Here is a 24,141-nt window from a genome sequence, read left to right as displayed (position 1 = left end):
CCGGCGCCGCCGGCCTTCCCGCAGGCTTACTCGATCCACGCCTTGGGGCCGGGCCCGCCTGCCGCGACCGGCGGGAACAGCTCGTCCAGCCGGGCGAGCTCGGCCGCTCCGAGGGTGAGGTCGAGGGCGGGCAGCAGGCTCTCCAACTGCGCCACGGTCCGCGGCCCGATCACCGGCGCCGTCACCCCCGGCCGGGACAGCAGCCAGGCCAGGCCGACCTGCGCCGGCGGGTGACCGAGCTCCGCGCACAGCGCCTCGTATCCCGCCGTCGCCTCGCGATGCCGTTCCAGAGCCGGGACCGCCCGGCCCTGAGCGGACTTGACCGCCTGTCCCGTCCTGAGCTTGCCGAGCACGCCTCCGAGCAGCCCACTGTGCAGCGGCGCCCACGGCAGGACGGCCAGGCGATAGGCCTGCGCGGCCGGGATGACCTCCAGCTCGGCGTGGCGGGTGGCGAGGTTGTAGAGGCACTGCTCGGACACCAGGCCGAGCAGCCCGAGCCGCTCGGCCGCGTGCTGGCCCGCGGACAGGTGCCACCCGGCGAAGTTGGAGGAGCCGACGTAGCGGACCTTTCCCTGGCTGATCAGCAGGCTCATCGCCTGCCACACCTCCTCCCAGGGGGCGGTGAGGTCCATCTGGTGCAGCTGGTAGAGGTCGATCCAGTCGGTGTTGAGCCGGCGCAGCGAGCCTTCGCAGGCCGCCACGATGTGCCGGGCCGACAGGCCCCCGTCGTTGCGGCCCGCGCCCATCTGGTTGCCGACCTTGGTGGCCAGCACGACCTCGTCGCGCCGTCCGGCTCCCTTGCTCAGCCAGCGGCCGATGGTCTCCTCGGTGTACCCCTTGTGCACCCGCCAGCCGTACATGTCGGCCGTGTCGAAGAAGGTGATCCCGTGTTCCAGGGCGCTGTCCATGATCCGGTGGCCCTCGTCCTCGTCGGTGCGGCCGCCAAAGTTGACCGTGCCCAGGCAGAACCTGCTCACCGTGAGCGCCGTGCGGCCCAGTCTCGTCTCCATGTCCGATCCTTTCACCACAGTGTCTGCAGGCAGCCGAGCAGTGTGCGCGCCTCGATGTTCAGGTAGCGGGAGTGGGCCAGCAGCGCCTGCAACTGGCCCGTGGTCACCCAGCGGTAGTCGTCGGAGAGATCGCCGACGGCGTCCCGCTCGACCTCGGCGATCAGGTAGCGGGTCCGGGCGTGGTGGAAGCGGCCACCCTCCTCGGACAGCTCCACGTCGTAGCGCACGCGAGTCTCCGGAGCGAAGAGCAGATGGCGGAAGCGGGCCTGCTCGTCCGCCTCGCCGCCCTGGTCCTGCACGAACGGGCCGATCTCGCCACCCTGGTCCTGCACCGTCGGGCCGATCTCGACGCCTTCGCTGTAGCCGGGCCGTACATCCGCGCGCACCAGCAGGCGCAGCTCGCCGTCGACCTCGCTCACCACGAGCCCGGCCAGGCCGGCACCGGCCGGGGCGAGCAGCGGCTGCGTCCAAGACCGCACTTCACGGTGGCTCGTGGTGACCGCGACGCCGAGCACGCTGAAGTGCCGCCCGTCGCGGTGCCGGATCTCGTGCTCGGTGCGGTGCCAGCCGTCCACGTCGCGCAGCGGGATGCTCAGGATGAGCGGGACGTGCCGGCAGCGGGCCTCGGTGAGCCAGCTCGTCAGCTCGCGCAGGCCGTCCGTACGGCGGGCCGAGCGGCGCACCGCCGCCCTGAAGGAGTCGTCGGCGACCCGGGGGACGGCGGGGGAACCCGGCGGCTCCCCGAAGGGGACGCATGACAGGACCGTGCGCGCATCCATATTGATCATGTTCGGCGTGTGCAGCAGGTCGTGGATCTGCCCCAGGGTGAGCCAGCAGAAGTTGGGCAGGACCGGCACGTCCTCGTGCACCTCGACGATCATGTTGCGGTTGCGCTTGCGTAGGAACCAGGCCCCCTGCTCGGACTGCAGGACGTCCACCAGCACGCTGTGGCGCCGTGTGTCGATGAAGTAGTCGACGTAGGGGGTCGCGTCACCCCGGTGGATGCGGGTGTAATTGCTGGGCGTGGCCTGGACCGTGGGCGACAGTTGCAGGCCGTTGAGATTGCCCGGCTCGGCCTTGGCCTGCATGAGGAAGTGCAGCTCGCCGTCGAACTCCTTGGCCAGGATGCCCAGGATCGCGATGTCGAGCTGGTTGAGGATGGGCTGCGACCACAGGTGCGCTCCGCCGGCCCCGGAGTGGACCGCCAGCCCCTCCACGGAGAAGTAGCGGCCGCTCTCGTGGGCGAGGTCTCCGGTCTCCGGGTGGAAATCCCAGCCGGACAATTCTGAGAAGGGCACGCGGCGTACGTCGAAGACGTTCTCCTGGAGCCGTCCGGCCCACCAGGTCGGGAAATCCGGGGTGACCGGCGATGACAACGTCAGGGCCGAAGCGGTCATCCGGCTCGGCGTGTCCCAGTGCGGTTGCCGCCTTTCCGTGAAATCGAAGATCGCGCTCACTTCCACCTCGCAGATACGCTGATACGTCGCTTCAGCATCCTCATCCGGCTGCGCGGGGCACATCACACGTTCGCGTGCCAAGGAGGCGGTTTCTGACCCGCCTGCCGGTAAAGCGCGGCACTGCATCCCTCGCATTCGTGTTGATTGGCGGCGGCAGTTGCAAAGTCCTCGCATCTGCCCCGTTAGCGTCTCGATTGCTGACTAGCGAAGGGGGCGCAGATGGCACGGATGCTCATGGCCACGACTCCTGGCGAAGGACATGTCAACCCGCTGGTTTCGGTGGCTCGGGTGCTGGTGGAGCGGGGGCATGAGGTCCAGTGGTACGCGGGGGCGGCGTTCGAGGGGAAGGTGACGGGGGCCGGCGCTCGGCACCGGCGGTTCCGTGCCGCCTACGACTTCAGCGGCCTGACCAGGGCCGAGGCATTCCCTCACCATGCGGGCGTGACCGGCCTGTCAGGCATGACGCTGGGTCTCAAGGAGATCTTCCTCGACCCGGCGCCGGACCAGATGGCCGACCTGCTGGAGATCCTCGACGGCTTTCCCGCCGACGTCGTCGTCACCGACGAGACGTGCTTCGGGGCCGGCCTGGCCGCCGAGCGGGCCGGGCTGCCGCTGGTCTGGGTGGCCACCTCCGTCTACATCTTGAGCAGCAGGGACGCCGCACCCATGGGGCTGGGGCTGCCGCCCGCCGGACGGCCCTGGAACCGGGTCAGGAACCGGCTGCTGGCGTGGACGGCCGACTCCATGCTGATGCGTGGCATCCGGCGGCACGCGGACGTGGTCAGGGCGCGGGCCGGGCTGCCCCGCCTGGCCGGCCGGGTGCTGGAGAACATCGTCAAGGAGCCCGACCTGTACCTGATGGGGACCGTGCCCTCCTTCGAGTATCCGCGCAGCGACCTGCGGCCCCAGACCCGCTTCGTCGGGGCACTGGCGGGCCGGGCCTCGGCGCCCTTCACGCCGCCGCCCTGGTGGGACGAGCTGTCCGACGGCCGTCCGGTCGTCCACGTCACGCAGGGGACCATCGCCGACGACGCGGATCGGCTGCTGGGCCCTGCCCTGGCCGCGCTGGCCGACGAACCGGTCCACGTCGTGGCCACCACGGGAAGACCGGCCGCACCTGGGGCGGCGGGGTCGGGGGCCTCTGTGTCGGCTGCCGGGTCAGGGGTGGACGGGCGGCTGCCCGCCAATGCGTGGCTGGAGCCGTACATCCCGCATGACGAGCTGCTTCCCGAAGTCCAGGTGATGGTGACGAACGGCGGCTACGGCGGGGTCAACGCGGCGCTTTCGCACGGTGTGCCGCTCGTGGTCGCCGGAGCCACCGAGGAGAAACACGAGGTCGGCGCCAGGGTGGCCTGGTCGGGGGCGGGGCTCCACCTGACCGGGAGGCTGAGCGAGGAGCGCCTTCGCGAAGCCGTCCGTCGCGTACTCGAAGACGGCGCCTACGCGGATCGGGCCGCCTCGCTGAAGGAGGAGTTCCGCCGCTACGACGGCCCCGAGCTGGCCGCCGCGGCGATCGAGGAGCTGCTGGCCGCCAGATCGGCCGGAAGAACAGCGATCAGTTGAGCAACTTGGAGGCGCAAGTGCGATTTCTAGCGGACGGCGACCGGGTCAAGGTCGCGCTCGTCGGCGTGGGATACATCGGGTCATGCGTGGCGGCCACCCTGGCGGAAGGACCGGCCGAAGTCGTCGGGGTGGACACGGACGAGACTCTGGTCGCCGAGCTGACGGCCGGACTGTGCCGGTTCAAGGAGCCCGGCCTGGCCGAGACGCTGGCCTGGGGCCTGTCCTCGGGACGCCTGCGGGTGACCACCGACTTCGATGCCATGACATGGGCCGACGTGCTGGTAGTGACGGTGGGCACACCCATCACCGGGGACGGAGAGCTGGACGAGTCGCAGTTGCAGGCGGCGTGCCAGCAGATCGCCCCACGGCTCAGGCGTGGCCAGCTGGTGATCCTCAAGAGCACGGTTCCGCCGGGGACGGTCAGGGGCATACTGGTGCCGATCCTGGAGCAGGGCGGCCTGAAGTGCGGCGAGGACTTCGGCGTGGCCTTCTCGCCGGAACGTATCTCCGAGGGCAAGGCCCTGGCCGAGCTGCGCAGCCTGCCGATCGTCGTCGGCGGCTGGTGTCCCGACAGCGTGGCCGCCACGCAGGCCTTCTGGACCAGGATGCTCGGTGTGCCGGTTCTCCCGCTGGAGTCGCTGGAGGCCGCGGAGATCGTCAAGCTGGCCGACAACTGGTGGATCGACCTCAACATCGCCATGGGCAACGAACTGGCCCGCTACTGCAGCGTGTTCGGGGTGGACGTGCTCGACGTGATCGCGGCGGCCAACAGCATCCCCAAGGGGGCGGCCATGGTCAACATCCTGATGCCGAGCGTGGGCGTGGGGGGTTCGTGCCTGACGAAGGATCCGTGGATGGTGTGGCGCTCCGCGCGCGAGCGGGGCATCGCCCTGCGGACGATCGAGACGGCGCGGGCGGCCAACGAGGAGATGCCGGACTACAGCGTCAGGCTCATCACCGACGAGCTGACCAAGCTCGGCAAGGACCCCTCCACCTCCAGGATCGCCGTCCTTGGGCTCGCCTACAAGAACGACACGAGCGACCTCCGGATGACCCCGACGCTGCCTGCGGTGCAGGCACTGCGGGTGCTGGGCGCCGAGGTGCGCGCGCACGATCCGCTGGCCGACCCGGACGAGGTGGAGCGGATGTTCGGCCTGCGGCCGTACGCCACCCTGGAGGAGGCGGCGGAGGGTGCCGACTGCCTGGCGGTCCTCGCCCTGCACCGCCCGTTCGAGCGGATCGACTTCGCGCGGCTGCGAGGCCTGGTCAATCCCTCGTGCCTCGTGTTCGACGGGCGCGCCTACTATTCCCGGCAGACCATCCAGGAGCTGCACGACCTGGGATTCGCCTACCGCGGGATCGGACGGTGACCCCATGACAGGACGTGTGGTGGTCACGGGCGGCTCCGGCTTCGTCGGCAGCCATCTGGCCGAACGGCTGGCCGAGCAGGGCCGCGAGGTCGTCGTGTACGACGCCGCCGCCACCCCGCCCAAGGACCGGGCGCGGGAGCCGGACCTGGTGCGGTACGTAACAGGCGACATCCGCGACGCCGATCGCCTCGCCGAGGTGATCACTCCGGAGGTGGAGGTCGTCTACCATCTCGCCGCCGTGGTGGGCGTGGACACCTACCTCGGCAGGCCGCTGGACGTGATCGACGTCGCCTTCGGCGGGACCAAGGCGGTGCTGGAGCGGGCGTGCCGGACGGGCGCCAAGGTGGTCATGGTCAGCACCAGCGAGATCTACGGCAAGAACCAGGTGGTGCCGTGGAAGGAGGACGCCGACCGCGTGCTCGGGAGCACCGCCACCGACCGCTGGAGCTACTCCTCCAGCAAGGCCTTGGCCGAGCATCTGACCTTCGCCTTCATGCGCCAGCACGGTCTGCGGGCGACGATCCTGCGCTACTTCAACGTCTACGGGCCGCGCCAGCGCCCGGCCTACCTGGTCAGCAGGACCGTCCATCGCGCGCTGCGCGGGCTGCCGCCCGTCGTGTACGACGACGGCCGCCAGACCCGCTGCTTCACCTACGTGGCCGACGCCGTCCAGGGCACGATCCTGGCGGGAGAGAGCCCGAAGGCCGACGGGGAGTGCTTCAACCTCGGCAGCACCTACGAGATGCCGATCGGGCACGTGATCGAGATGGTGAGCGAGCTCGCGGGCGGGCCGGCGCAGCCGGTCGCGGTCGAGACCGATCGGGCGCTCGGCAACCGCTACCAGGACATGCGGCGCAGGATGCCGGACACGTCTAAGGCGCTGGCCACGCTGGGCTGGCGGGCGAGCACACCGCTGGAGGAGGGACTGGCCGCGGTGATCCACTGGGGCCGGCGTAATCCGTGGTGGCTGGAGCTGCCGGAGAACGGGCTTCAGTGATCGCGTGACTCGGACTGTTCTGTACTAAACTATGTGATTGTGAACAATGAACCGGCCAAAGTCAGGGACCTCGATAATTTGGGCTTCGACGCGTGGCTCGCGCTGTGGAAGGGCGAAATCGTGGTCGCCAGGGCTCTCGACAGAGATCTCAAGGCGAATGGCTGCCAGCCGCTGACCGCCTGCGAGGTGCTGTCGCGGCTGGGGGCGGCGCCCCAGGGGCGGCTGCAGATGCACGAGCTCGCCCGGCGCTGTTTCGTCTCCAAGAGCGGCATCAGCCAGCTCGTCACCCAGCTGCAACGGCAGGGCCTGGTCGAGCGCGGGGGCGACGCGGACAACCTGCGCATCACCTATGCCGTGCTGACCGATCGCGGGCGCGATGAGCTGGGCCGTTCTGCCCCGATCTTTCTGGGTGGGGTCGGCAGGTACTTCTCCCAGTATCTCGACGAGGACGAGATGCGCTCGCTGGTGACGATCATGAACAAAGTGCTGCTCGGGCACGGCCAGACCGTGGAGGCTCCCGATCCGCGCGGAGCCGCGGAGAACCTGTACGAGATCATCGAAGAGTGATCGGTATATTTCCCGAGATCATGCCGGATTACCAAGAAAGAGACCTGCCGGTGAAATCGGAGAGTGCACAACTCGACACGTTTGACGTCAATCGAATATGTGGAGTGTTCGTTGTACTACAACCCGCACGCGAGCAATCAACACAATGATTCCGGTTCGAGAGAACACCCGCTCCACGGACGATTCACACATCTGACCCACGCCACGGAGCTCCTTCAACGACGCAGCGGCATCCTGCTGCTGGAGGGCCCACCGGGCATCGGAAAGAGCCGGCTACTGGCGGAGGTGCGTCACCTCGCTCTGGAGCAGGCTTTCAACGTCTCCCACGTCACGGCGGACCCGGTGCTGCGGCTCATGCCCATGGCACCGCTGCTCTCGCTGGTCGACCCCGCGCCCCACGGCAGGGTTGCCACCAGGGACTCGCTCGCTGCGGCCTCCGACACCCACGGCAAGGTCATTCAGTACCTTGGCGCCCGATTGGAAGAGCGCGCCGCGCAGGCCCCGACTCTGATCACCCTCGACGATTTGCACTGGGCCGACTCGGCGACCCTGCTGGCCGTCCGCCTCCTGCCGGCGAGGCTGGCCAAGTCCTCGATCGTCTGGGTTTTCGCCAAGACCTCCGGCAAGGGCGATCAGTCCCACGACCACTTGTACGACCTGCTCCAAGACGGACTTCGGGCGGCCAGGCACACCCTGCCCCCGCTATCGACTAGCGAGATGGCGCAGGTCGTGAAGGACCGGTTGTCGGCCACGCCTGATCGCCATCTCAAGGCCCTCGTGGCCAACGCCGACGGCGATCCCTCCCTCGCTGTCGAACTGCTGGAGGGTTTGGCCGAGGAAGGCAAGATCCAGACGGTCAAAGGGGTGGCCCGGTTGGTCACGCCCGGGCGCACCGCGCTACCCGAGCGCTTCCGCACCTTGATCAACAAGCGGCTGGCCGACCTGTCCACCTCTGCCCGGCAAACCCTTGACATCGCCGCCGTCCTGGGGCCCACGTGCTCCCTGGATGACGTCGCGGAGATGTTGTCGACCAAGGCCGCCTCACTAGTGCCCGAGTTCCAGGAGGCGATGGAGGCCCGGTTGCTGACCAGCAGGTCCGACGAGATCGCCTTCGTGCACGAGGGAATCTGGCAGATGGTGTGGGAGAGCGTGCCCAGCGCCGTGCGGGCCGCGCTGCACCGTCAGGCGGCCGAGATGCTGACCGCCAAGGGAAGCTCGCTCGTCGAGGTGGCCATCCACCTCATTCACGGGGCGCAGCCGAGCGACGACGAAGCGGTCGAGTTGCTCTGCCGGGCGTCCGAGGAAGCGGTCACCGTCGATCCGAAGCGCGCCGCCGAGCTGGCGATCTGCGGGCTGGAGGTGGCCGAGGCCGGCTCCGGCTACCGGCTACCGCTGGCCTGCAACGCCGTACGCGCCATGGTGCTGGTCGGCCCGCTGGACCGGGCGGTCGAGCTGGCCGAGCGAGAGCTGGAGGGCGCCCGGCTGGAGGGCGAGAGCATTCCGCTCAGGCTCTGGCTGGCGGCCGCCCTGCTGCTGCGCGGACAGGCCGGCCGGGCACGCGAGCTGGCCGAACAACTGCTCGAGCACGCTCACCTCCAGCCTGAGGTTCGGGATAATCTCCAAAACACTCGGTTGCTGGCGATCGCGGAGGAATCGTCGAGCGCCGCGGTGCGCAGCGCCACCGAGACGACCACCATGCAGCCGGTCACGTCGCCGAGCCGGGTCGTGGGGCTGACGATCCTGGCCAGGGAACAATGGCAGCGCGGCCGGTTGACCGAGGGGCTCCGTCTGGCCAAGGAGGCGACCGACCTCCTGGGCCAGGGCGAGCGGGTGCTCTGGTACGTCACGCCGCAGGCGACCCTGGCCACGATGCTCATCGTCCTCGGCTCCTACGACGAGGCCTCGTCCCTGGTGGAGCGGCTGCGCGAGGATCTGTCCGTCAAGGGCGCCCAGGTACTGGCCGGGATGTCGCGGATGCTCGAAGCCTTCATCCACCTGGGCGCCGGCCGGCCCGACGAGGCGGAGAGCGAGGCGCGGGCCGGGCTGGAGGCCAGCGCCGACGTCGGCAGCCCCCAGCTCACCTGGATGGCCTGGCTCGTGCTGGCCACGCTGGCGCTGCGCCGCGGCGACCTCGCCGCGGCGGCCGAGCACACCGCGCAGGCCGAATCCCTGCCGGGCACCCCGCTGCCCGTCATGGTGTGGCTCAAGGCCCAGTTCGCCGCGGCGGAGGGTGACCTGCCCAGGGCCATGGAGGTGCTCGCCCCGCTCTACGAGGACCGCGAGCTCCGAACGCGTCTGCTCGCCAACTCGCGCATCGCGGCCGCCTGGCTGGCTCGGACGGCTATCGCGGCCGGCCTGCCGCACCGGGCGGTGGCCGTCACCTCCGCCGCGGAACGGATCGCGGCCGACAACCCCGACCTGCCTTCGATGCTCACCGCCGCCGCGCATGCCCGGGGTGTCGTGGACGGCGACACACAGCTGCTGGAGCATGCGGTCAAGGAGCACATCGATCCGTGGGAGCAGGCCTCGGCCGCCGAGGACCTGGCCGCCGCGCTGGCCGACGTCGACCGGGAGGCGACGGTCTACTGGCTGGAACACGCCCTGGTGGGATACGAGTCGGTGCAGGCGGGCCGGGACAGTGCCCGGGTACGGCTGCGTCTTCGCGACATGGGGGTGCGCCGGCGGCACTGGTCCTACGCCAAGCGGCCGGCCACGGGCTGGGAAAGCCTCACCAAGACGGAGTGGGCGGTCGCCACCTTCGTCGCCCAGGGGCTGACCAACAAGCAGGTCGCCAAGCGGATGTTCCTGTCGCCGCACACCGTCGGCTTCCACCTGCGGCAGATCTTCCGCAAGCTGGAGATCCGCTCACGGGTCGAGCTTGCGCGGCTCGGCCAGGAGCGCACCGTGATCTGACCCGGAGCGCGACCGGGCCTCCGAGCCTCATCCGGATCTTCGCGCCTCATGGGAAGGGGCCCAGACCGATGGTCTGGGCCCCTTCCGCGCATGACGAACTTCAGTGCCTCTGCTCCGTGTGCCCGTGCAGGCTGCGCAGGAACTCGTAGTTGGTCGGCAGACTCTCGACGAGCCTGCGCTGCTCCTCGCTCACCCGCGTGAACAACGCCTCGGCGCTCGCCACGGATTCGGGCATGTGAGCCAGCAGCGGCAACGGGCGCGGCGGCAAGTGGTCCAGGCCGGCCAGCACGCAGTAGTAGTTGCCGTTGTTCCAGAAGTTGCGGAACTCCTCCTCAAAATTGGCGTAGTAATGGCTGGCGTCGTCGCTCGGCGGATTGTTGATGGGCAGCCCGGCGCGATACATGTCCATCTTGTCCTGCATGCCGTCGCCCAGCTTGAGCTCCTTGTTCGCCCGCCAGAAGGGCGTGTCGTCGCGCGGCGCGAAATGGAAATGCGCCTGGATGAAGTCGCGGGTGTCGTCGAACATCGTCTCGATCTCGCGGTTGAACCGATCGATCAGCACCGGGTCGAAGCTCTTGTCCGGGAAATGTTTGACCAGCTGGTACAGCGCGGCGTAGATGAAGTAGATCCCGGTGGACTCCAGCGGCTCCACGAAGCAGGACGACGTGCCGATGCTGACGCAGTTCTTCACCCAGGCACGCCTGTTGCGGCCCACCCGGAAGCGGATCAGGTTCAGATCCGTCCGGTCGGGATCCAGCTCCCACAGGTCGCAGAATTCCTTGACGGCCTCGTCCTGGCCGGCGAACTGGCTGGAGTAGACGTAACCGGTGCCGAACCTGCCCAGCATGGGGATCTTCCAGGTCCAGCCGGACTTCATGGCGATGGCCGAGGTGAACGGCTCCACACCGGTGGTCGCGTCGTCGTTGGGCACGGCCGTGGCGACCGCGCTGTCGTTGAGCAGGTGGTCGCTCATGTCCACGAACGGCTCGTTCAGCGCCTTGTTGATCAGCAGGCCGCGGAACCCGGAGCAGTCGACGAACAGATCGGCGGTCAGGACCCGGCCGGTGGCGGTGCGCAGGCTGGTGAGGTAGCCGTTGGCGTCGAAGGTGACGTCCTCCATCCGGTCCTGGACGTGCTCGACGTCGAGCTTGCCGGTGGAGAAGCGGCGCAGGTAGTCGGCCACCAGGTGGGCGTCGAAGTGCCAGGCGTAGTTGGCGGCGCGCGTGCCGTCCATCCAGCGCGGCGCCTTGTTGGCGTCGAGCAGCAGCGGCTCCCGGTAGCAGGCGTGGTCGAACTCCTGCGCCGTCCGGCCGAGATGTTTCTTGCGCACCCAGTAGTGCGACAGCGGGATGCCCTCGTGGAAGGGGAGCAGGCCGAAGATGTGGTAGAACTGATCGCTCCTGCCGCCGGCGGACCTGGGCCGCGCCGAGCCCTCTCCTCCGGTCCGCCAGTTGATGAACTTGATGGCGATCTTATAGCTGGCGTTCACCTCTCGCATCCATTCGTCCTCGGCTATCCCGAGGAAATCGAAGAATGCCGTCTGGAGGTTGGGGATGGTCGCCTCTCCCACCCCTAGCTTGGGAATGTCCGGTGCCTCGAGCACCGTTATCCTCGCCGTCCCCTGAAGGGCTTTTCCGAGATAGGCAGCGGCCATCCAGCCTGCGGTGCCGCCGCCGAGGATCACGATATTCCTGATGCGTGAATCCATTAACCGACCCCCTGCTCGAGGATTTGCGGGCAGCACCGAGGCTAATCCGGCGGACCGATGATCATCCGGCCGCCGGAAAAACCAGCCGATGTGCGGGGTGCGGTTCTCCCCGGGTGCCGGCACCGTGGCATGAAAGCCCGCGCGATCACATGGGGTGCGCGAGAGGCCGGAACGCGGGCGCCCCGGTTCGGAGAGGTCAGAACGCGTGCGCCCCCGGCTCCACACGCGCGCCGGGCGCGGGCTTCGGCACCAGCAACGCGAGCAGGGCGCTGAGGACGAACACCGCTATCTGGAACAGCAACGCGTTGCCGAAGGCCCCGAGGTAGGAGCCCGCGCTCAGCGTCCCGAAGTACACGACGCCGATCAGCGCCACCCCGATCGCCGCCCCGAGCTGGCCGGCGGTGATCAGGATGCCGGAGGCGGCGCCCGCGTCCTCCGACCGCACGCCCACCAGGACGATGTCGGCGATCGTAGGCGAGACCAGGCCCATGCCGATACCCGCGATCAGCAGTCCTGGCACGAGGTGCCAGGAGGTGAGGCCCTCGCCTGCCCCTGTGACCATGACCATCAGGACGGCCATGCCGACGGCCTTGATCAACGCGCCGATGACGATGAGGAGGCGTCCGAGCTTGGGCACCAGCCCGAAGGAGGCTCCGGCCGCGGCGGCGATGCCGAGCGCGTACGGCAGCAGCGAGAGCCCGGCGTGCAGCGCCGAGAAGCCGAGCCCGGTCTGCAGCGTGATGGCGAGGACCACCAGGAAGCCGGTCACGCCGATGAAGAAGGTGATGCCGGTGAGCAGCCCGCCGGTGAAAGCCCGCTGCTTGAACAGGCGGGGCGGCACCAGGGGCGTGGCCATCCTGCGGTCACGGCGCCCCTGGTACCAGGCGAACAGCGCGAACGCCGGGACGGCGGTGGCCAGCATGACGAACGCCCACAGCGGCCAACCGAGCTCGCGGCCCTGGATGAGGGGGTAGAGCACCAGCAGCAGTGCGAGGGTGAGCAGGCCGACGCCGGGAAAGTCGAAGCGCTGGGCCTCCTCCGACTTGGACTCGCGCAGCAGGATGACCGAGGCGATCAGGGTGAGGATGCCGATGGGCAGGTTGATGAGGAAGATCGCGCGCCAGCCGTACCCGAACAGGTCGGCCTCGATCAGCAGGCCGCCGACCAGCGGGCCGCTGACCTGGGCGATGCCGGAGGCGGCACCGAAGATCGCATAGGCCTTGGGCCGCTCGTCCGGGGTGAACGCCACCTGGATCATGGACAGGATCTGCGGTGTCATGAGCCCGGCGAACACGCCCTGCGCCAGCCGGGAGACGATCAGGACCTCGGCGTTGGGCGCCAGCCCGCACAGGGCGGAGGCCACGATGAAACCGGCCACCCCCCACAGGAACATGCGCCGCCGGCCGAGCGCGTCCCCCATCCGCCCGCCGGTGACCAGCATGACGCCGAAGGTCAGGGGGTATCCGGCGACTATCCACTCCAGCGCTGCCGGGGAGGCATTGAGGTCCGCCTGGATCGACGGGAGTGCGAGGGAGACGATCGCGACGTCGATCAGGTCCATCACCATCGCCAGCATCATCACCCAGAGGCCGAGCCATCGGCGCCTGGCCGGCTCCACGCTCGGGTCCGAGCTTGCCGACTCCTTGAGGGGCATGATTCACCTTCCTCGGACAGTTAACTGCTGAACTCACGTCAGTATAGCCTTGAGTGAAGTTCTGAACCATGCATTGCTGAACTATCTCAATCACGCCGACCGGCTCTGGCTTGCGGCGTTGTCCTGGCTGGTGAACCGCCGCCAGTGGTCGGAGATCCTCCCGGGCCAGGATTCTCGGCATCAGCGACCCCCGGACAGGCATCGACGCTTCCATCGGCACGTCGGCGAAGCGCTCAGTTGGCGGCCTCGTGGCGGGTTCGGGACGGTGGCTCGGGGAAACGGGCCGGTGGCACCGTACCCCGAGCCGGCCGCACGAGCTGGCCCGCAGGCGGGATCTCCTTCAGTGCCGGACGTCTACGCGGTTGCGCCGCCTGGCGAGGCCCATCCAGGTCGCGAGGGCGAGGAGGGCCACGAGGACGATGATGCCGATCTTGAGGGGAATCCCCATCGCGCCGCCTTCATCGTTCATCACGGTCGCCGGCGCGGCGGCCTTGTTCCGCGCGGACGGCGTCGCCGGGGCCGGCGTGGGTGCGGTCACCGCCACGGGCGCGACGGCGACCGTACCCGCCTTCACCGTCACCGTCGCTTTCGCCTTGGAGGGCTCGGTCGCGGTCACGGTGACCTTCCACTCGCCGTCCGGCAGCGGCTCGGCGGAGTGGTAGAGATTCTGGCCCTCGGGCGCCGACCTGAGCGGCACCGGCCCGAAGGAACGGCCGTCGGCCGAGGTCGCGATCAGCGTCGCCGCGACGATTTTCGTGACGGGATGACCGTCCTTCTTGTACGTCACCAGCACGTTGACGTTGTCGGCGCCGTCTCCCGTCACCTCCAGCTTGATAGGTCCGCCGTGGGCGAGGGCCGCCGGTGCGCCGAGCACCAGCATCAGCCCGGCCAGCAGGACGGTGAGGACATATGCCGGTGCCTTGTTCACGAGTCGTGACTCCCCTCGGGTGCGGTGTCGGGGGTGAGCGCCCCTTCGCCGGGTGATGTGGGTAGGAACACGTGCTGGTGACCATAGCCCGCGTCGACGTTCACGGCGTCGAGAGCGGTGGCTCCGACTGACCAGGTGAAGAGCGCGTCGGCGCGTTGTCGTACGGCCAGGTCCATGGCGGCGGTGCGGGCCAGTCCTGTGAGGTCCCGCGCGACCGCGTAGGTGTCCACGGTCGTGGCGATCTGCCGTACGGCGGCGGCGAGACTCGACCTCGCCACGTTGGTGGCGGTCTCACCGGACGGCGGGTCGGCGAAGCCTTGGACGGCGTCGGCGGCCGCCTTCCGCCAGTTCTCGACGTCGGCAGCGGTCACCGCGGCGGGCCCTGCGGTGCCGTCGGCGGGCATGGCCAGGCCCAGCCCGTCGAGCACGGGAACGAGCCGGCCCCGCGTGCTGCGGGCCAGCTCCGTCAGGGTCTTGATCTGCGCTCTGTCTCGGAGGGCGGACTCGGTACGGAGCTGATCGGCCGTCTGCTCGATCGAGCCCGGTCGGGTCACCCAGAACACCACACCACCGGCAATGATCGCGCCGAGCGTGAACGCGACCGTGAGCGCGAGTACGCGGCCCCAGATCGCGGGCCGTACCGGCGTCGGTTGCCTGGGTCGCTTGATGGTCACCACCTCCAGAGGGGCGGATGTCGGTCATCGGGGATGTGAGAGAGGCCACGCGACAGGTGTCGCACCTCGGTGTTCACGCCTCCTGAGGCGTTCCTCGGCCGTTGAGGATGATCAGCTTCTCGATACGCCTGCGGCGCCGGGCACCGATCACCCGGATGGCGACGAGGACAAGGGCGAGGAGGGCGAGGAGGGCGAGCTGTGGCCACGGTAGAGCCCAGGTCGTGAGGTCGATCGCCACCCGATCGGCGGTGACGCCCGGGGGCGGATCGCCCGCGGGCGCGGGAATCGCCGTGATCGTCGTGCCGATGGGCCCCAGCGGCCAGACCCCTGGCACCCGCGCGGCGAACGTGTGGCTGCCGCCCGGCAGGATCTCCCTGGGCCTGGCCTTGGACGTGTCACTCCAGTTGCTTTCACCCGCGAATGTGGAAGTCAGAATCCGGTTGTCCGTGACCAGCCGTACGTTGCCGACATTGACCACGGTGTAGGTCACCTCGACGGATCCCGCGGCGAAGGGGTTCCACGAGCCCGTGTATCCGGCCCGCACGCCGGTCACAGCGACTTTGGCCACGTAATCGCCGGTGACGCGGATGTTCAGGCGGACGCCCACCCGGTTCTGGACCCGCACCTGACCGGAGATGGTCTCCAGGGACGCGGTCACACCCACGGGGTGATCCCCCGGCGTCGCGTTATGGGGGATCGACACCTTCACCGGCACGATGGAGGTGGCTCCGGCGGCGATGGTCACCTTGTCGGGAACTTCCAGCCACGCGCCGCCGTCGGTCGGTGTGGCGTCCGAGGGCCGCATGTCGAAGTAGCCCTTGGAGGTCAGGTAGCCGTCGTTGGCGTCGATCGCGAAGTCGGCCGGCTCGGTGGAGCGGTTGATGACCGCCACATGTTCGACCACCTGCTGTCCCCCGGCGAGTTCGAGGTCGATGACGCTGCGGCCGTCGGGCCCTGCGGCGTTGGCCGGCACGACCGACCAGGTGGTGTCGGCGTCGGACGGGGCGGCGAACGCGACCATGGCGACCAGGAGGGTCGCGCAGACACCATGAAGGACGGCGAGGTGGGCGATGGCGCCCCGCGAACGGCTTTTGGTCAACAGAGGTGTCTCCTGTCTCATCGTGAACGTCCGGGACGCGTGCCGGTAGCGCACGGGTCCCGGACGCGCACAGCGGGCGATGGCGTCCTGCCTCCGGTTCAGGACTGGTTGAACAGGGAAAGCGTCAGCGTCGAGTGGTATTCGCCGGCGGCGACGTCGACGGGAGTCCGCAGCGCGAGGTCGGCGTTGACCTGCCAGGTGCCGATCTCGTCGGCGGAGTTCGCGGTCGACACCAGCAGTTCCTGGCCCTGCAGACCGACGGTGGGCGCTCCGGTGCCGTCGGAGATGACACTGGAGACGGGCTCACCGGCCGCCACCGCCCCGGTGGAGGTATCGCTCAGCAGCCGCGGTTGCCAACCCAGGTACTGCGGGCCGATGGGTGGCGCGGAACCGCCCGTCGAGGTGAACTGGCTCGCCTGGCCGACGACCGCCCAGAAGTCGCCGTCGGGGATGTCCTCGGGACGGCGGGTGTCGGTCACCGTGACCGTCGGCAGGGTGCCGACGAACTGGCGGGCGGCGGCGTTGGATCCGTCCTCCCGCAGGGGCACTCCGCTGTTGTCGGCGACGGTCATGGAGACCTGACCGGGAGTGGTGTTGGGTTCGATCGTCACCGAGACGTCGATGCCGTTGTCGGGGTCGGGGTCCGCCATCGCTGGACCGGCCACGCCGACGCCGGTGCCGGCGAGCGCGACACCGAGCGCCGCCGCGGCGAGTAACTGCATGGTCCTGTTGCTTTTCATGTGATCGCTCCATGTATGGGGGGCGGGGCCGGTCGGCTGATCGTCCGGCCGGCCCCGGTTCTGCTTGGCGGTGTTCCTGGCGCGGGTGGCGCGGTCACCGCGGTCACCGCGGTACGGTCAGCCGCAGCTGATCGCCGGGTAGGCGGCGTCGTAGGACGCGGTCACCTCCTCGCCGCCGATCGTCGCGGTACCCTTCGCGGCCACCGTGCCCGCGTCGATCTGCCCGGCCCGGGCGTTGAAGGACTGGTACGCCTGCTTGCCCGGGGCCACACCGGCCACGGTCTTCGAGCCGAACGGGGTGGTCAGCGTCACCGTCGCGGGCACCTCGGAGTTGTTGACGGCCGTGACGGCCACGTACGCCGAGGAGCCGATGCAGCGTGAGGAGGCGGTGACCGTCAGCTTGACCTGCGATGAGGACGACGAGATGGTCAGCGTGAGGGTCTTGACCTCCTCGACGTTGCCCGCCTTGTCGGTCGAGCGGTAACGCAGCTCGTGCCTCCCCTCGCCGGTGACGTTGACCGGTTCGGTGTAAATGGTCCAGTCGCCGCCATCGAGCTGGTACTCGGTCTTGTCGACCCCGCTGCCGTTGTCCTCGTCGGTGGCCTTCAGCGTGACCGACACAGGACCGGTGAACGGGCCGCCCTCCGGCTGCTCCGGATCGGTCGTCGCCGTCGTCACCGGCGCCGCCGTGTCCTCGTTCGAGGCTCCCTTGGTGAGGTGGAAGTAGTCGAACGTGACCGTCTTCGACGCCGACTGGTTGGTGCCGATGGTGAACACGCCGGCCTTCGCGCCGGTGGCCACCGCGCTGTTCCGCACCGGCGCCGGTGCGCCGTTCGCGGCGAGCTCGGTCCAGGTCTCGCCGTCGGGGGAGTAGGAGCCGGTGAAGGTGTCGCCCTCCTTCTTCAGGCGCAGCCACCACACGCCGGTGGTGAGGTTGTTCACCTGCGGCTGCGGGTTCTGCACGGTTCCGCCGACCTCGCTGCGCAGTTCGATGGTCCGCGCCACGGCCGACCCCGCGGCGTTGGTGGCGAGGAAGTCGAGCTTCACGTAGTCGTCGTCCCCGGCGTACACCATCAGGCCTCCCTGCTGGTACTGCTCGTTGAGGGCCGAGGCGTCCACCTTGGTCTCCAACGTCCAGTCGCCGCTCGGCGCCGTCTGCAGGATGAGGTTCTTCGGGCCGCTGTTGTCGGTCCCGTAGATGTCACCCTTCGTCGTGTCGAGCGCCAGGGTGCCGTTGCTCACCCGCGCCGCCGTGGCGTCGGGGCGCACGATCGCGTTCCAGCGGCAGGTGTCGAGCGCGGTGCCGTCGAACTCGTCGTCCGGGTCCGGCGCGGTCGCCGTGTCGTCCGGCGTGATGTGGAACCAGTCGAAGGACGCGTCCACCACCGCCGGGCCGTTGGTTCCGCCCAGCGAGAGCAGGCCGATCTTCGGGTTGGTGATCCCGCTGAGCGACTTGGTCTCCGGCATCGCGGTGTACGTGGTGCCGTCCGAGGAGTAGTGGGCGGTGATGTTGGTACCGTCGCTGACGTACCGCACGTACACCGTGTCGGGGTAGGAGTCCCCGAGGTTGGCCGTGTTGCTCTGCGGCACCTCGTTCGGGGCGCCGTTCTCCTCCCGGATGAACTGGAAGATGCGGCTGGCGTGGTTGGAGCCCGAGGTCGCCCGCGACTGGAGCACCATCTTGGCGTAGTTGTCGTCGTCGCCGTAGATGATCAAACCCGCCTGCTGGTACGCGTCACGAGCGTCCAGCGTGAGCTTGGCGGTGGCGGTCCAGGCACCCGACGGCGCCGGCTGCACGACGATGTTCGGCGTGTTGCCGCCCGGGTTGTAGATGTCGGTGAGCGAGGTCGGGATCACGAGCTTGCCGTCCACGACCTTGAGGTCCTGGTTCTCCCGGATGACCGACCAGCGGTCACGGTCGAGCTGGTCTCCCGGGAAGTCGTCGGAACGGCCGGTGAAGCACACCGTGGAAGCCGCGTTCACCCTGATCGGGATGCTGGCGGTGGCCGACGCGCCCTTGTCGTCGGTCGCCGTCACCACGGCCGTGTAGGTGCCCGGCACGGTGTAGGTGTAGCTCGCGCCGGCGGTGGTGGGCTGCGGCGCGCCGTCCACCCCGAAATTCCACCTGTAGGTGATCGGGTCGCCTTCCGGATCCGTGGCCGTCGCCACGAAGTCGACCTTCAGCGGGGCGACGCCCGTCGTCGGGGTCGCCGTCGCGGTCACGGCCGGATGCTGGTTCTCCGTGGCGCCCTTGCCGACGAAGTCGACCCAGTTGAAGTTGGCCAGGTAGGCGTCGTTGGCCGCGCCCGCCGGCTTGCGCACGACGAAGTACAGCGGTCCGCTCGCGGTCGGTGGGCTGGTCAGATCGAGCGTGACGTCGGTGAACGTCTGCCAGCCACCGGTGGGCGTCACGGCGACCGAGCCGACCAGCGTGCCGGTCTCGGGGTTGCCCGCCCGGACCTGCACGGTCCCGCCGGCGCTGGCCGAGGAGGCCCGGAACCGGATCGCGGTGAGGTTCGACAGGTTCACCGGGTCGAACGACCACCAGTCGCCGTCCTGGATGAAGCCGATGTTCTGGGTGCCGCCTTGGGGGTCGGCCGTGGTCTCGATCGCGACGCCCGCGGCGTCGGTGCCCGTGCCGCCGGCCACCCGGCCGGTCTGCGTGAAGTGCTCGGCCTGCTTGCGCTTGGGCTCCAGGATGATCTGGCCCCGCCCGGTCAGCGGTTCGGCGTCGCCGGCGCCCTCGTCGGTGTAGCTGGCCTCGATGGCGTAGAAGAGGTTGTCGTCCTCACCGTGGCCGGCCTGCTGGGTCTGCAGAACGCCCTCACAACCCTTGAGCTGGTCGAGCGGGTGGCCGTGGCTGTCGTGGCCGAGGATCGCCTGGATCTGCACCTTGCCGCAGTCGACCGTGCCGTCCTCGGGGTCGGTGACGGTGACCTTGAACTTCACCTGGTCGCCGAACTCGAAGAAGGCGCCGTTCGGCGGGACGTCCACCGTGACGGTGGGACGGGTGTTGCCCGCGGTGATCGACACGCCGGCGGTGGCGGTCCTGCCGTCGGAGTTCGTGACGGTCAGGACCACGCTGTAGGTGCCCGCCGTCTCGTAGGTGAAGGTGGGGCTGGGGTCGGTGGAGTCGGTCTCACCGTCACCGTCGAGGTCCCAGGCGTAGGTGATCGCCTTGTCGTCCGGGTCTCGGCTGCCCTCGCTGGAGAACCTGACGGCCAGCGGCAGGGGCCCGTCGGTCTTGTCCGCCGTGGCCCGGGCGATCGGCGGGCGGTTGCCCTTGGTGTACTCGATGCGGTAGATGCCCGAGTCGGCGTTGTCGCCGCCGAAGCCGGAGCCCCACTCGATCATGTACAGCGCGCCGTCGGGGCCGAACTTCATGTCCATCGGCTTCTTGAACTTCAGGGAGCCGAGGATCGTGTTCATCTCGACGAGTTTGGTGCCGTTCTCGTCGAGCTGGAACGACCACACCTTGTCGTTGTTCCACTCACCGAAGACGGCCTTGCCGTCCCAGTACGCCGGCCACTTCACGTCCGACTCCAGGTCCGGGTCGGAGCGGTAGACCGGGCCGCCCATCGGCGCGCCACCGTTCAACTCCGGGAAGTTCTGCGGGTCGGCCGCGTAGTGGTACCAGATCGTCGCGGGAATCACCGGCGGCAGACTGGTCAAGCCATCGTTGTTGGGCGAGTTGTTGACCGGCGCGGCACAGTTGAACGGCGCCCCCGACTGCCTGGTGGCGAAGTCGTAGTCGATGTACGGGGTGTTGTTGCCGACGCAGTACGGCCAGCCGTAGTTGCCGGGTCGCGAGACGAGGTTCCACTCGACCGTGTTCTGCGGACCCCGGGTGGAGCTCGCCGTGCCGGCGTCGGGGCCGTACTCACCGAGCATGATGTTGCCCGTCTTGGGGTCGAGGCCCATGCGGAACGGGTTGCGGAAGCCCATGCCGTAGATCTCCGGCTTGGTCTTCTCCGTGCCCGGCGCGAACAGGTTGCCGTCCGGGATGGTGTAGGTCCCGTCGGCCTCGGGGTGGATCCGCAGCAGCTTGCCGCTCAGGCTGTTGGTGTTGCCCGCGCTGCGCTGGGCGTCCCAGCTGGCGCGGCCTGACTGCTCGTCGATCGGCGAGTAGCCGTCGGAGGCGAACGGGTTGGTGTTGTCGCCCGTGGCCAGCCACAGATCGCCGGTCCTGGGATCCATCACCATGCCGCCGCCGTGGTGGCAGCACTCGGCCCGCTGCACGGGGACGTCGAGGAGCTTCTTCTCGCTCGTCAGGTCCAGGCTGTCGCCGGTGACGGTGAACCTGCTCAGCCGGTCGACGTTCGTTCCGGTGGGCGAGTAGAAGAGATACACCCAGTGGTTCGAATCGAATCCGGGGTCGAGCGTCAGCCCGAGCAGGCCGCTCTCGTTGGCGGTGAAGACGTTCAGCTTCGCTGCCGTCACCGTGCCGCCGGCAGGCTTGATGATCTTGACCTCGCCGAGCCGGTCGATGTAGAAGACCCGGCCGTCCTTGGCGACGTCCACCATCATCGGGTTCGACGTGTTGTCATCGAGCGTGACCTTCTCAAAGCTGTCGCTCTGCGAGGCCGAGCAGTCGGCCTTGACAGCGCCGGCGGCGGTCTGGATCCCGCCGAGAAGCAGCTTCAGGAAGTTGGGCTCGCTGTAGTTCTCCTTGCGGTGGCCGAGCCCGGTGTACCACGAACGGCCGCCGTCGAAGTCCTGACACCACGTGTTCGGGTGGTCGGCGCCCATCGTGGCACCGGTGTAGGACTTCTCGTCCATCGACGTCAGCACGTGAACCGTGCCACGCGGATTCGCCTGGTAGTCGTACCACTCGTCGGTACGGACCCAGCTCGTCGGCAGATCCTTGGTCGACGGGTGCGCCGGGTCCTCGACCTTGACCGTGGCCTGCTGGATCGCCGGGTGCTGCTTGAAGTACGCCCCGACCAGCTTGCCGTACCAGGCCCAGTTGTACCCGCTGTCGGCGGCGGCGTGGACACCCACGAAGCCGCCGCCCCGCTGGATGTAGCGCTGGAAGGCGTCCTTCTGCTCCTGCGTGCCCAGCGGGTCACCGGTCGTGGACATGAAGACCACGGCCTGGTACTGCGCCAGGTTCTGGTCCGTGAACAGGGCGCTGTCCTCGGTCGTGTCCACCGCGAAGTTGTTGTCCTGGCCGAGCTTCTGCACGGCCGCGATGCCCTCCGGGATCGAGTCGTGCCGGAAGCCGGTCGTCTTCGAGAAGACGAGCACCTTGAACGCGGGCTCCGCCGCCGTGGCGGCCTCGGCGCTCACCGGTGCCATGAGGAGTGTGATGAAAGGGGCGATAAGGGCTAAGGCCATTGTGGCCGCGGTCCGACGCCTCGGGCGTCGTCCGCGCTCTGGCAGGGCCGCGTTGAGCAGCCTGGCCCACGTTCGATGACGTGGTGACATGAAAAACCCTTCCTGACCGGGGGGACGTCAGGCAAGGCGCGCGCCGCCGCGCTTGTTGCCACTTGGTGGTAGCGGATAGTGCGGTTACTGGAGGATGCCGTCTCCAGGTCTGTGGGGGCCGTCAGTAAGGTGCCGGCCTGGGTGGTGAATCCATGATTGTCGTCGGATCGTCGATGATGTGATTGACCACCATGCTCGCGGCGCCTCGGGAGGCGGCGCCGAAACCGAGCGTGGAGGCGACGAATCGGCACTGGGCGGCGGGAGGGGCCACCACGAGCCGCTGCAGCTGGTCCTGCGCGTGGGGGAGCAGCCACTCGGCCAGTGAGGCGAAGTAGCCGCCGATGACGATCACTCCCGGGTTGAGCAGGTTGGCCAGGATCGAGCCGCCGAGCCCGAGCCATTCGCCGACCTGTGCCACCGCCGTCATCATCCGCCGGTCGCCCGAGGCCAGGCCCCTTGCGATGTCGGCGACCCGTTCGCCGGGGTCGGGCACCGGCATGCCCGGCAACCCGTACGCCTGCTCGGGCATGGCCGCACGTACGAGCGCGGCCAGGCCGACCTTGGTCTCCCAGCAACCGATGCGGCCGCAGCCGCACTGGGTGCCGTTCGGGTCCACCGGCAGATGTCCGACCTCACCGGAGAATCCGTCCGCTCCGCGCAGGAGTTCGCCGCCCAGGATGATGCCGCCGCCGACCCCGACCTCGCCGGTGAGGTAGACGAGGTACGGTGTGCCGGCGGCGACCCCCGAGGTGTATTCGGCCAGCGCGGCGAGGTTCGCGTCGTTGTCCACCTGCACCGGCATGCTCAGCGGGTCCAGCATGGCGCTCAGCTGGTCGGCCAGGGGCAGCCCGTGCCAGTAGAGGTTCGGCGCGAGTGTCACGACGCCGCGTGTCACGTCCACGAGTCCGGGAACGGCCACCGCGATGCCGGCGGGGACCGCTCCGGTCCGCCGCATCGTCTCCACGGCACTCTTGGCCACGGCCCCGAGCCGGCGCACGGCGCTGTCCGGGCCACTGCCCATGGCGTCATAGACCACCCTGCGCTCGACCAGGACCCGGCCGCTGAGGTCGGTACCGTGGACCGCGATGTAGTCGACGTTGATCTCCATGCCCAGGGCGCCGACGTGCGCCCCGTGCAGGGCCACCGCCCGCCTGGGGCGCCCGATCGCCCCCACGTGTTCGACGCCGACCTCTCGCACCAGTCGCCGTTCCAGGAGCTCGGCCATGAGGTTGGAGACGGTGGCCCGGTGCAGCCCGGTCGCCTCGGCGATGTGGGCACGGGACAGGGAGGTGTGGTCGCGCAGCTCGCGCAGCACCAGCGAGAGGTTCGCGCGGCGCAGCGCGGCGGGACCCGCCGAAGGAGCGCCGCGCGGGGTGCGGGTGAAGGGCGGCTTGTACGTCATGCGCGCCACCTGCCCTTTGTTTGTCTCCTAGATCAATTAATGGGATTTGTAACACGAAGATGTCCGGACGGCCACCCCTCAGGTTCATAACGAGTTGGCATCGCTCATCTCTGTGCACTTCAGCAGCAGCTCCGGCTTCGGTTACCGGAACGTTACGTAACTTGGAACCGATTTCACCCTTGCACCATCGGAAGGAGCCACCTTTAATTCGGCTAGCCATCCGAACTGATCGAGGAGGAAGCGTGGACCACGGCCGGGCCGACGGCCACGCGACCGGCTCGATGAGTCGCAGCGGGTCCGCGGGTGTTCCCGCGCACCAGGCCACCGTGCGCCGCTCCAACCTCGCCCACGTGCTGCGTCACGTGAGCGCGCGGAGTCCATGCGCCCGGTCGGCCATCGCCGTCGCGACCGGGCTGAGGCTCGCCGACCGGCTCATCCCCGCGGCGCGGCAGGAGTTGGCACGCCTGGGCATGAACGGCGCCGTCGAGCGCTGCCGGTCCGCCGCCTCCGACCTCGGCTTCGGCGCCGCCGCAGGGGTGATCGAGGGAACCCCGATGGGCTTGATCGCCGCACCCACCTGACCCGTGTCCCCGCCACGCAGCCCCGACCTACCGCCCGCCTGACCGTCCTGC

Annotated in this window: 16 protein-coding genes; 6 read left to right on the top strand and 10 right to left on the bottom strand. The window is 69.0% G+C overall.

Features of this window, described 5'->3' with window-relative positions; all coding sequences use genetic code 11:
* Window positions 1-26: 26 nt before the first annotated feature.
* Together BLS95_RS21200 and BLS95_RS21195 are read right to left on the bottom strand one after the other, a co-directional pair.
* Window positions 27-1,010: an aldo/keto reductase gene (locus tag BLS95_RS21200; RefSeq protein WP_090933824.1), complete on the bottom strand. Its 984-nt coding sequence runs from the start codon at window positions 1,008-1,010 to the stop codon at window positions 27-29.
* Between the two features lie 11 nt (window positions 1,011-1,021).
* Window positions 1,022-2,407, bottom strand: coding sequence for an NDP-hexose 2,3-dehydratase family protein (locus BLS95_RS21195; protein ID WP_090934083.1), 1,386 nt, complete (start codon window positions 2,405-2,407; stop codon window positions 1,022-1,024).
* Window positions 2,408-2,686: 279 nt separating this feature from the next.
* Between BLS95_RS21195 and BLS95_RS21190 the strand changes: the two genes are divergently transcribed.
* From BLS95_RS21190 to BLS95_RS21170, 5 genes are all read left to right on the top strand, one after another.
* A complete protein-coding gene (locus tag BLS95_RS21190; RefSeq protein WP_218135896.1) occupies window positions 2,687-4,030 on the top strand; it encodes a glycosyltransferase in 1,344 nt (447 codons plus the stop codon).
* A gap of 17 nt (window positions 4,031-4,047) precedes the next feature.
* Window positions 4,048-5,400, top strand: coding sequence for a nucleotide sugar dehydrogenase (locus BLS95_RS21185; protein ID WP_090933822.1), 1,353 nt, complete (start codon window positions 4,048-4,050; stop codon window positions 5,398-5,400).
* Window positions 5,401-5,404: 4 nt separating this feature from the next.
* Window positions 5,405-6,397, top strand: a complete 993-nt coding sequence (locus BLS95_RS21180) for an NAD-dependent epimerase/dehydratase family protein (protein WP_090933820.1) — start codon at window positions 5,405-5,407, stop codon at window positions 6,395-6,397.
* A gap of 39 nt (window positions 6,398-6,436) precedes the next feature.
* Complete coding sequence (locus BLS95_RS21175; protein ID WP_090933818.1) at window positions 6,437-6,964, top strand: MarR family winged helix-turn-helix transcriptional regulator; 528 nt, start codon at window positions 6,437-6,439, stop codon at window positions 6,962-6,964.
* A 63-nt stretch (window positions 6,965-7,027) separates the two neighbouring features.
* Window positions 7,028-9,877 carry a LuxR C-terminal-related transcriptional regulator gene (locus tag BLS95_RS21170; protein WP_090933817.1) on the top strand — a complete coding sequence of 950 codons (2,850 nt, stop codon included), beginning with the start codon at window positions 7,028-7,030 and terminating at the stop codon, window positions 9,875-9,877.
* 100 nt (window positions 9,878-9,977) lie between these two features.
* Here BLS95_RS21170 and BLS95_RS21165 read toward each other — a convergent pair whose 3' ends face one another.
* From BLS95_RS21165 to BLS95_RS21130, 8 genes are all read right to left on the bottom strand, one after another.
* Window positions 9,978-11,585 carry a tryptophan halogenase family protein gene (locus BLS95_RS21165; RefSeq protein WP_090933815.1) on the bottom strand — a complete coding sequence of 536 codons (1,608 nt, stop codon included), beginning with the start codon at window positions 11,583-11,585 and terminating at the stop codon, window positions 9,978-9,980.
* 196 nt (window positions 11,586-11,781) lie between these two features.
* On the bottom strand, window positions 11,782-13,239 hold the full coding sequence (locus tag BLS95_RS21160; protein WP_090933813.1) for an MFS transporter: 1,458 nt from the start codon (window positions 13,237-13,239) through the stop codon (window positions 11,782-11,784).
* Window positions 13,240-13,579: 340 nt separating this feature from the next.
* Complete coding sequence (locus tag BLS95_RS21155; protein ID WP_090933811.1) at window positions 13,580-14,167, bottom strand: hypothetical protein; 588 nt, start codon at window positions 14,165-14,167, stop codon at window positions 13,580-13,582.
* Entirely contained in the window at window positions 14,164-14,841 is a 678-nt protein-coding gene (locus tag BLS95_RS21150) for a hypothetical protein (protein ID WP_143043815.1), read from the bottom strand. Before BLS95_RS21150 ends, BLS95_RS21155 begins: the two co-directional genes overlap by 4 nt.
* A gap of 73 nt (window positions 14,842-14,914) precedes the next feature.
* Entirely contained in the window at window positions 14,915-15,940 is a 1,026-nt protein-coding gene (locus BLS95_RS21145; protein ID WP_090933807.1) for a COG1470 family protein, read from the bottom strand.
* A 98-nt stretch (window positions 15,941-16,038) separates the two neighbouring features.
* Window positions 16,039-16,680 carry a hypothetical protein gene (locus BLS95_RS21140; protein ID WP_090933806.1) on the bottom strand — a complete coding sequence of 214 codons (642 nt, stop codon included), beginning with the start codon at window positions 16,678-16,680 and terminating at the stop codon, window positions 16,039-16,041.
* 117 nt (window positions 16,681-16,797) lie between these two features.
* Complete coding sequence (locus tag BLS95_RS21135) at window positions 16,798-21,978, bottom strand: ThuA domain-containing protein (protein WP_218135895.1); 5,181 nt, start codon at window positions 21,976-21,978, stop codon at window positions 16,798-16,800.
* Between the two features lie 250 nt (window positions 21,979-22,228).
* Window positions 22,229-23,509, bottom strand: coding sequence for an ROK family transcriptional regulator (locus tag BLS95_RS21130; RefSeq protein WP_090933803.1), 1,281 nt, complete (start codon window positions 23,507-23,509; stop codon window positions 22,229-22,231).
* Window positions 23,510-23,751: 242 nt separating this feature from the next.
* On the opposite strand from BLS95_RS21130, the gene BLS95_RS21125 reads away from it, so the two are divergent.
* Window positions 23,752-24,090, top strand: coding sequence for a hypothetical protein (locus BLS95_RS21125; protein ID WP_090933801.1), 339 nt, complete (start codon window positions 23,752-23,754; stop codon window positions 24,088-24,090).
* Window positions 24,091-24,141 lie beyond the last annotated feature (51 nt).

The sequence above is a fragment of the Nonomuraea jiangxiensis genome (assembly GCF_900099965.1).
Taxonomy (GTDB): Bacteria; Actinomycetota; Actinomycetes; order Streptosporangiales; family Streptosporangiaceae; genus Nonomuraea; species Nonomuraea jiangxiensis.
Note: the sequence above shows the minus strand (reverse complement) of the source record. Positions and strands in the feature narration are given on the sequence as shown.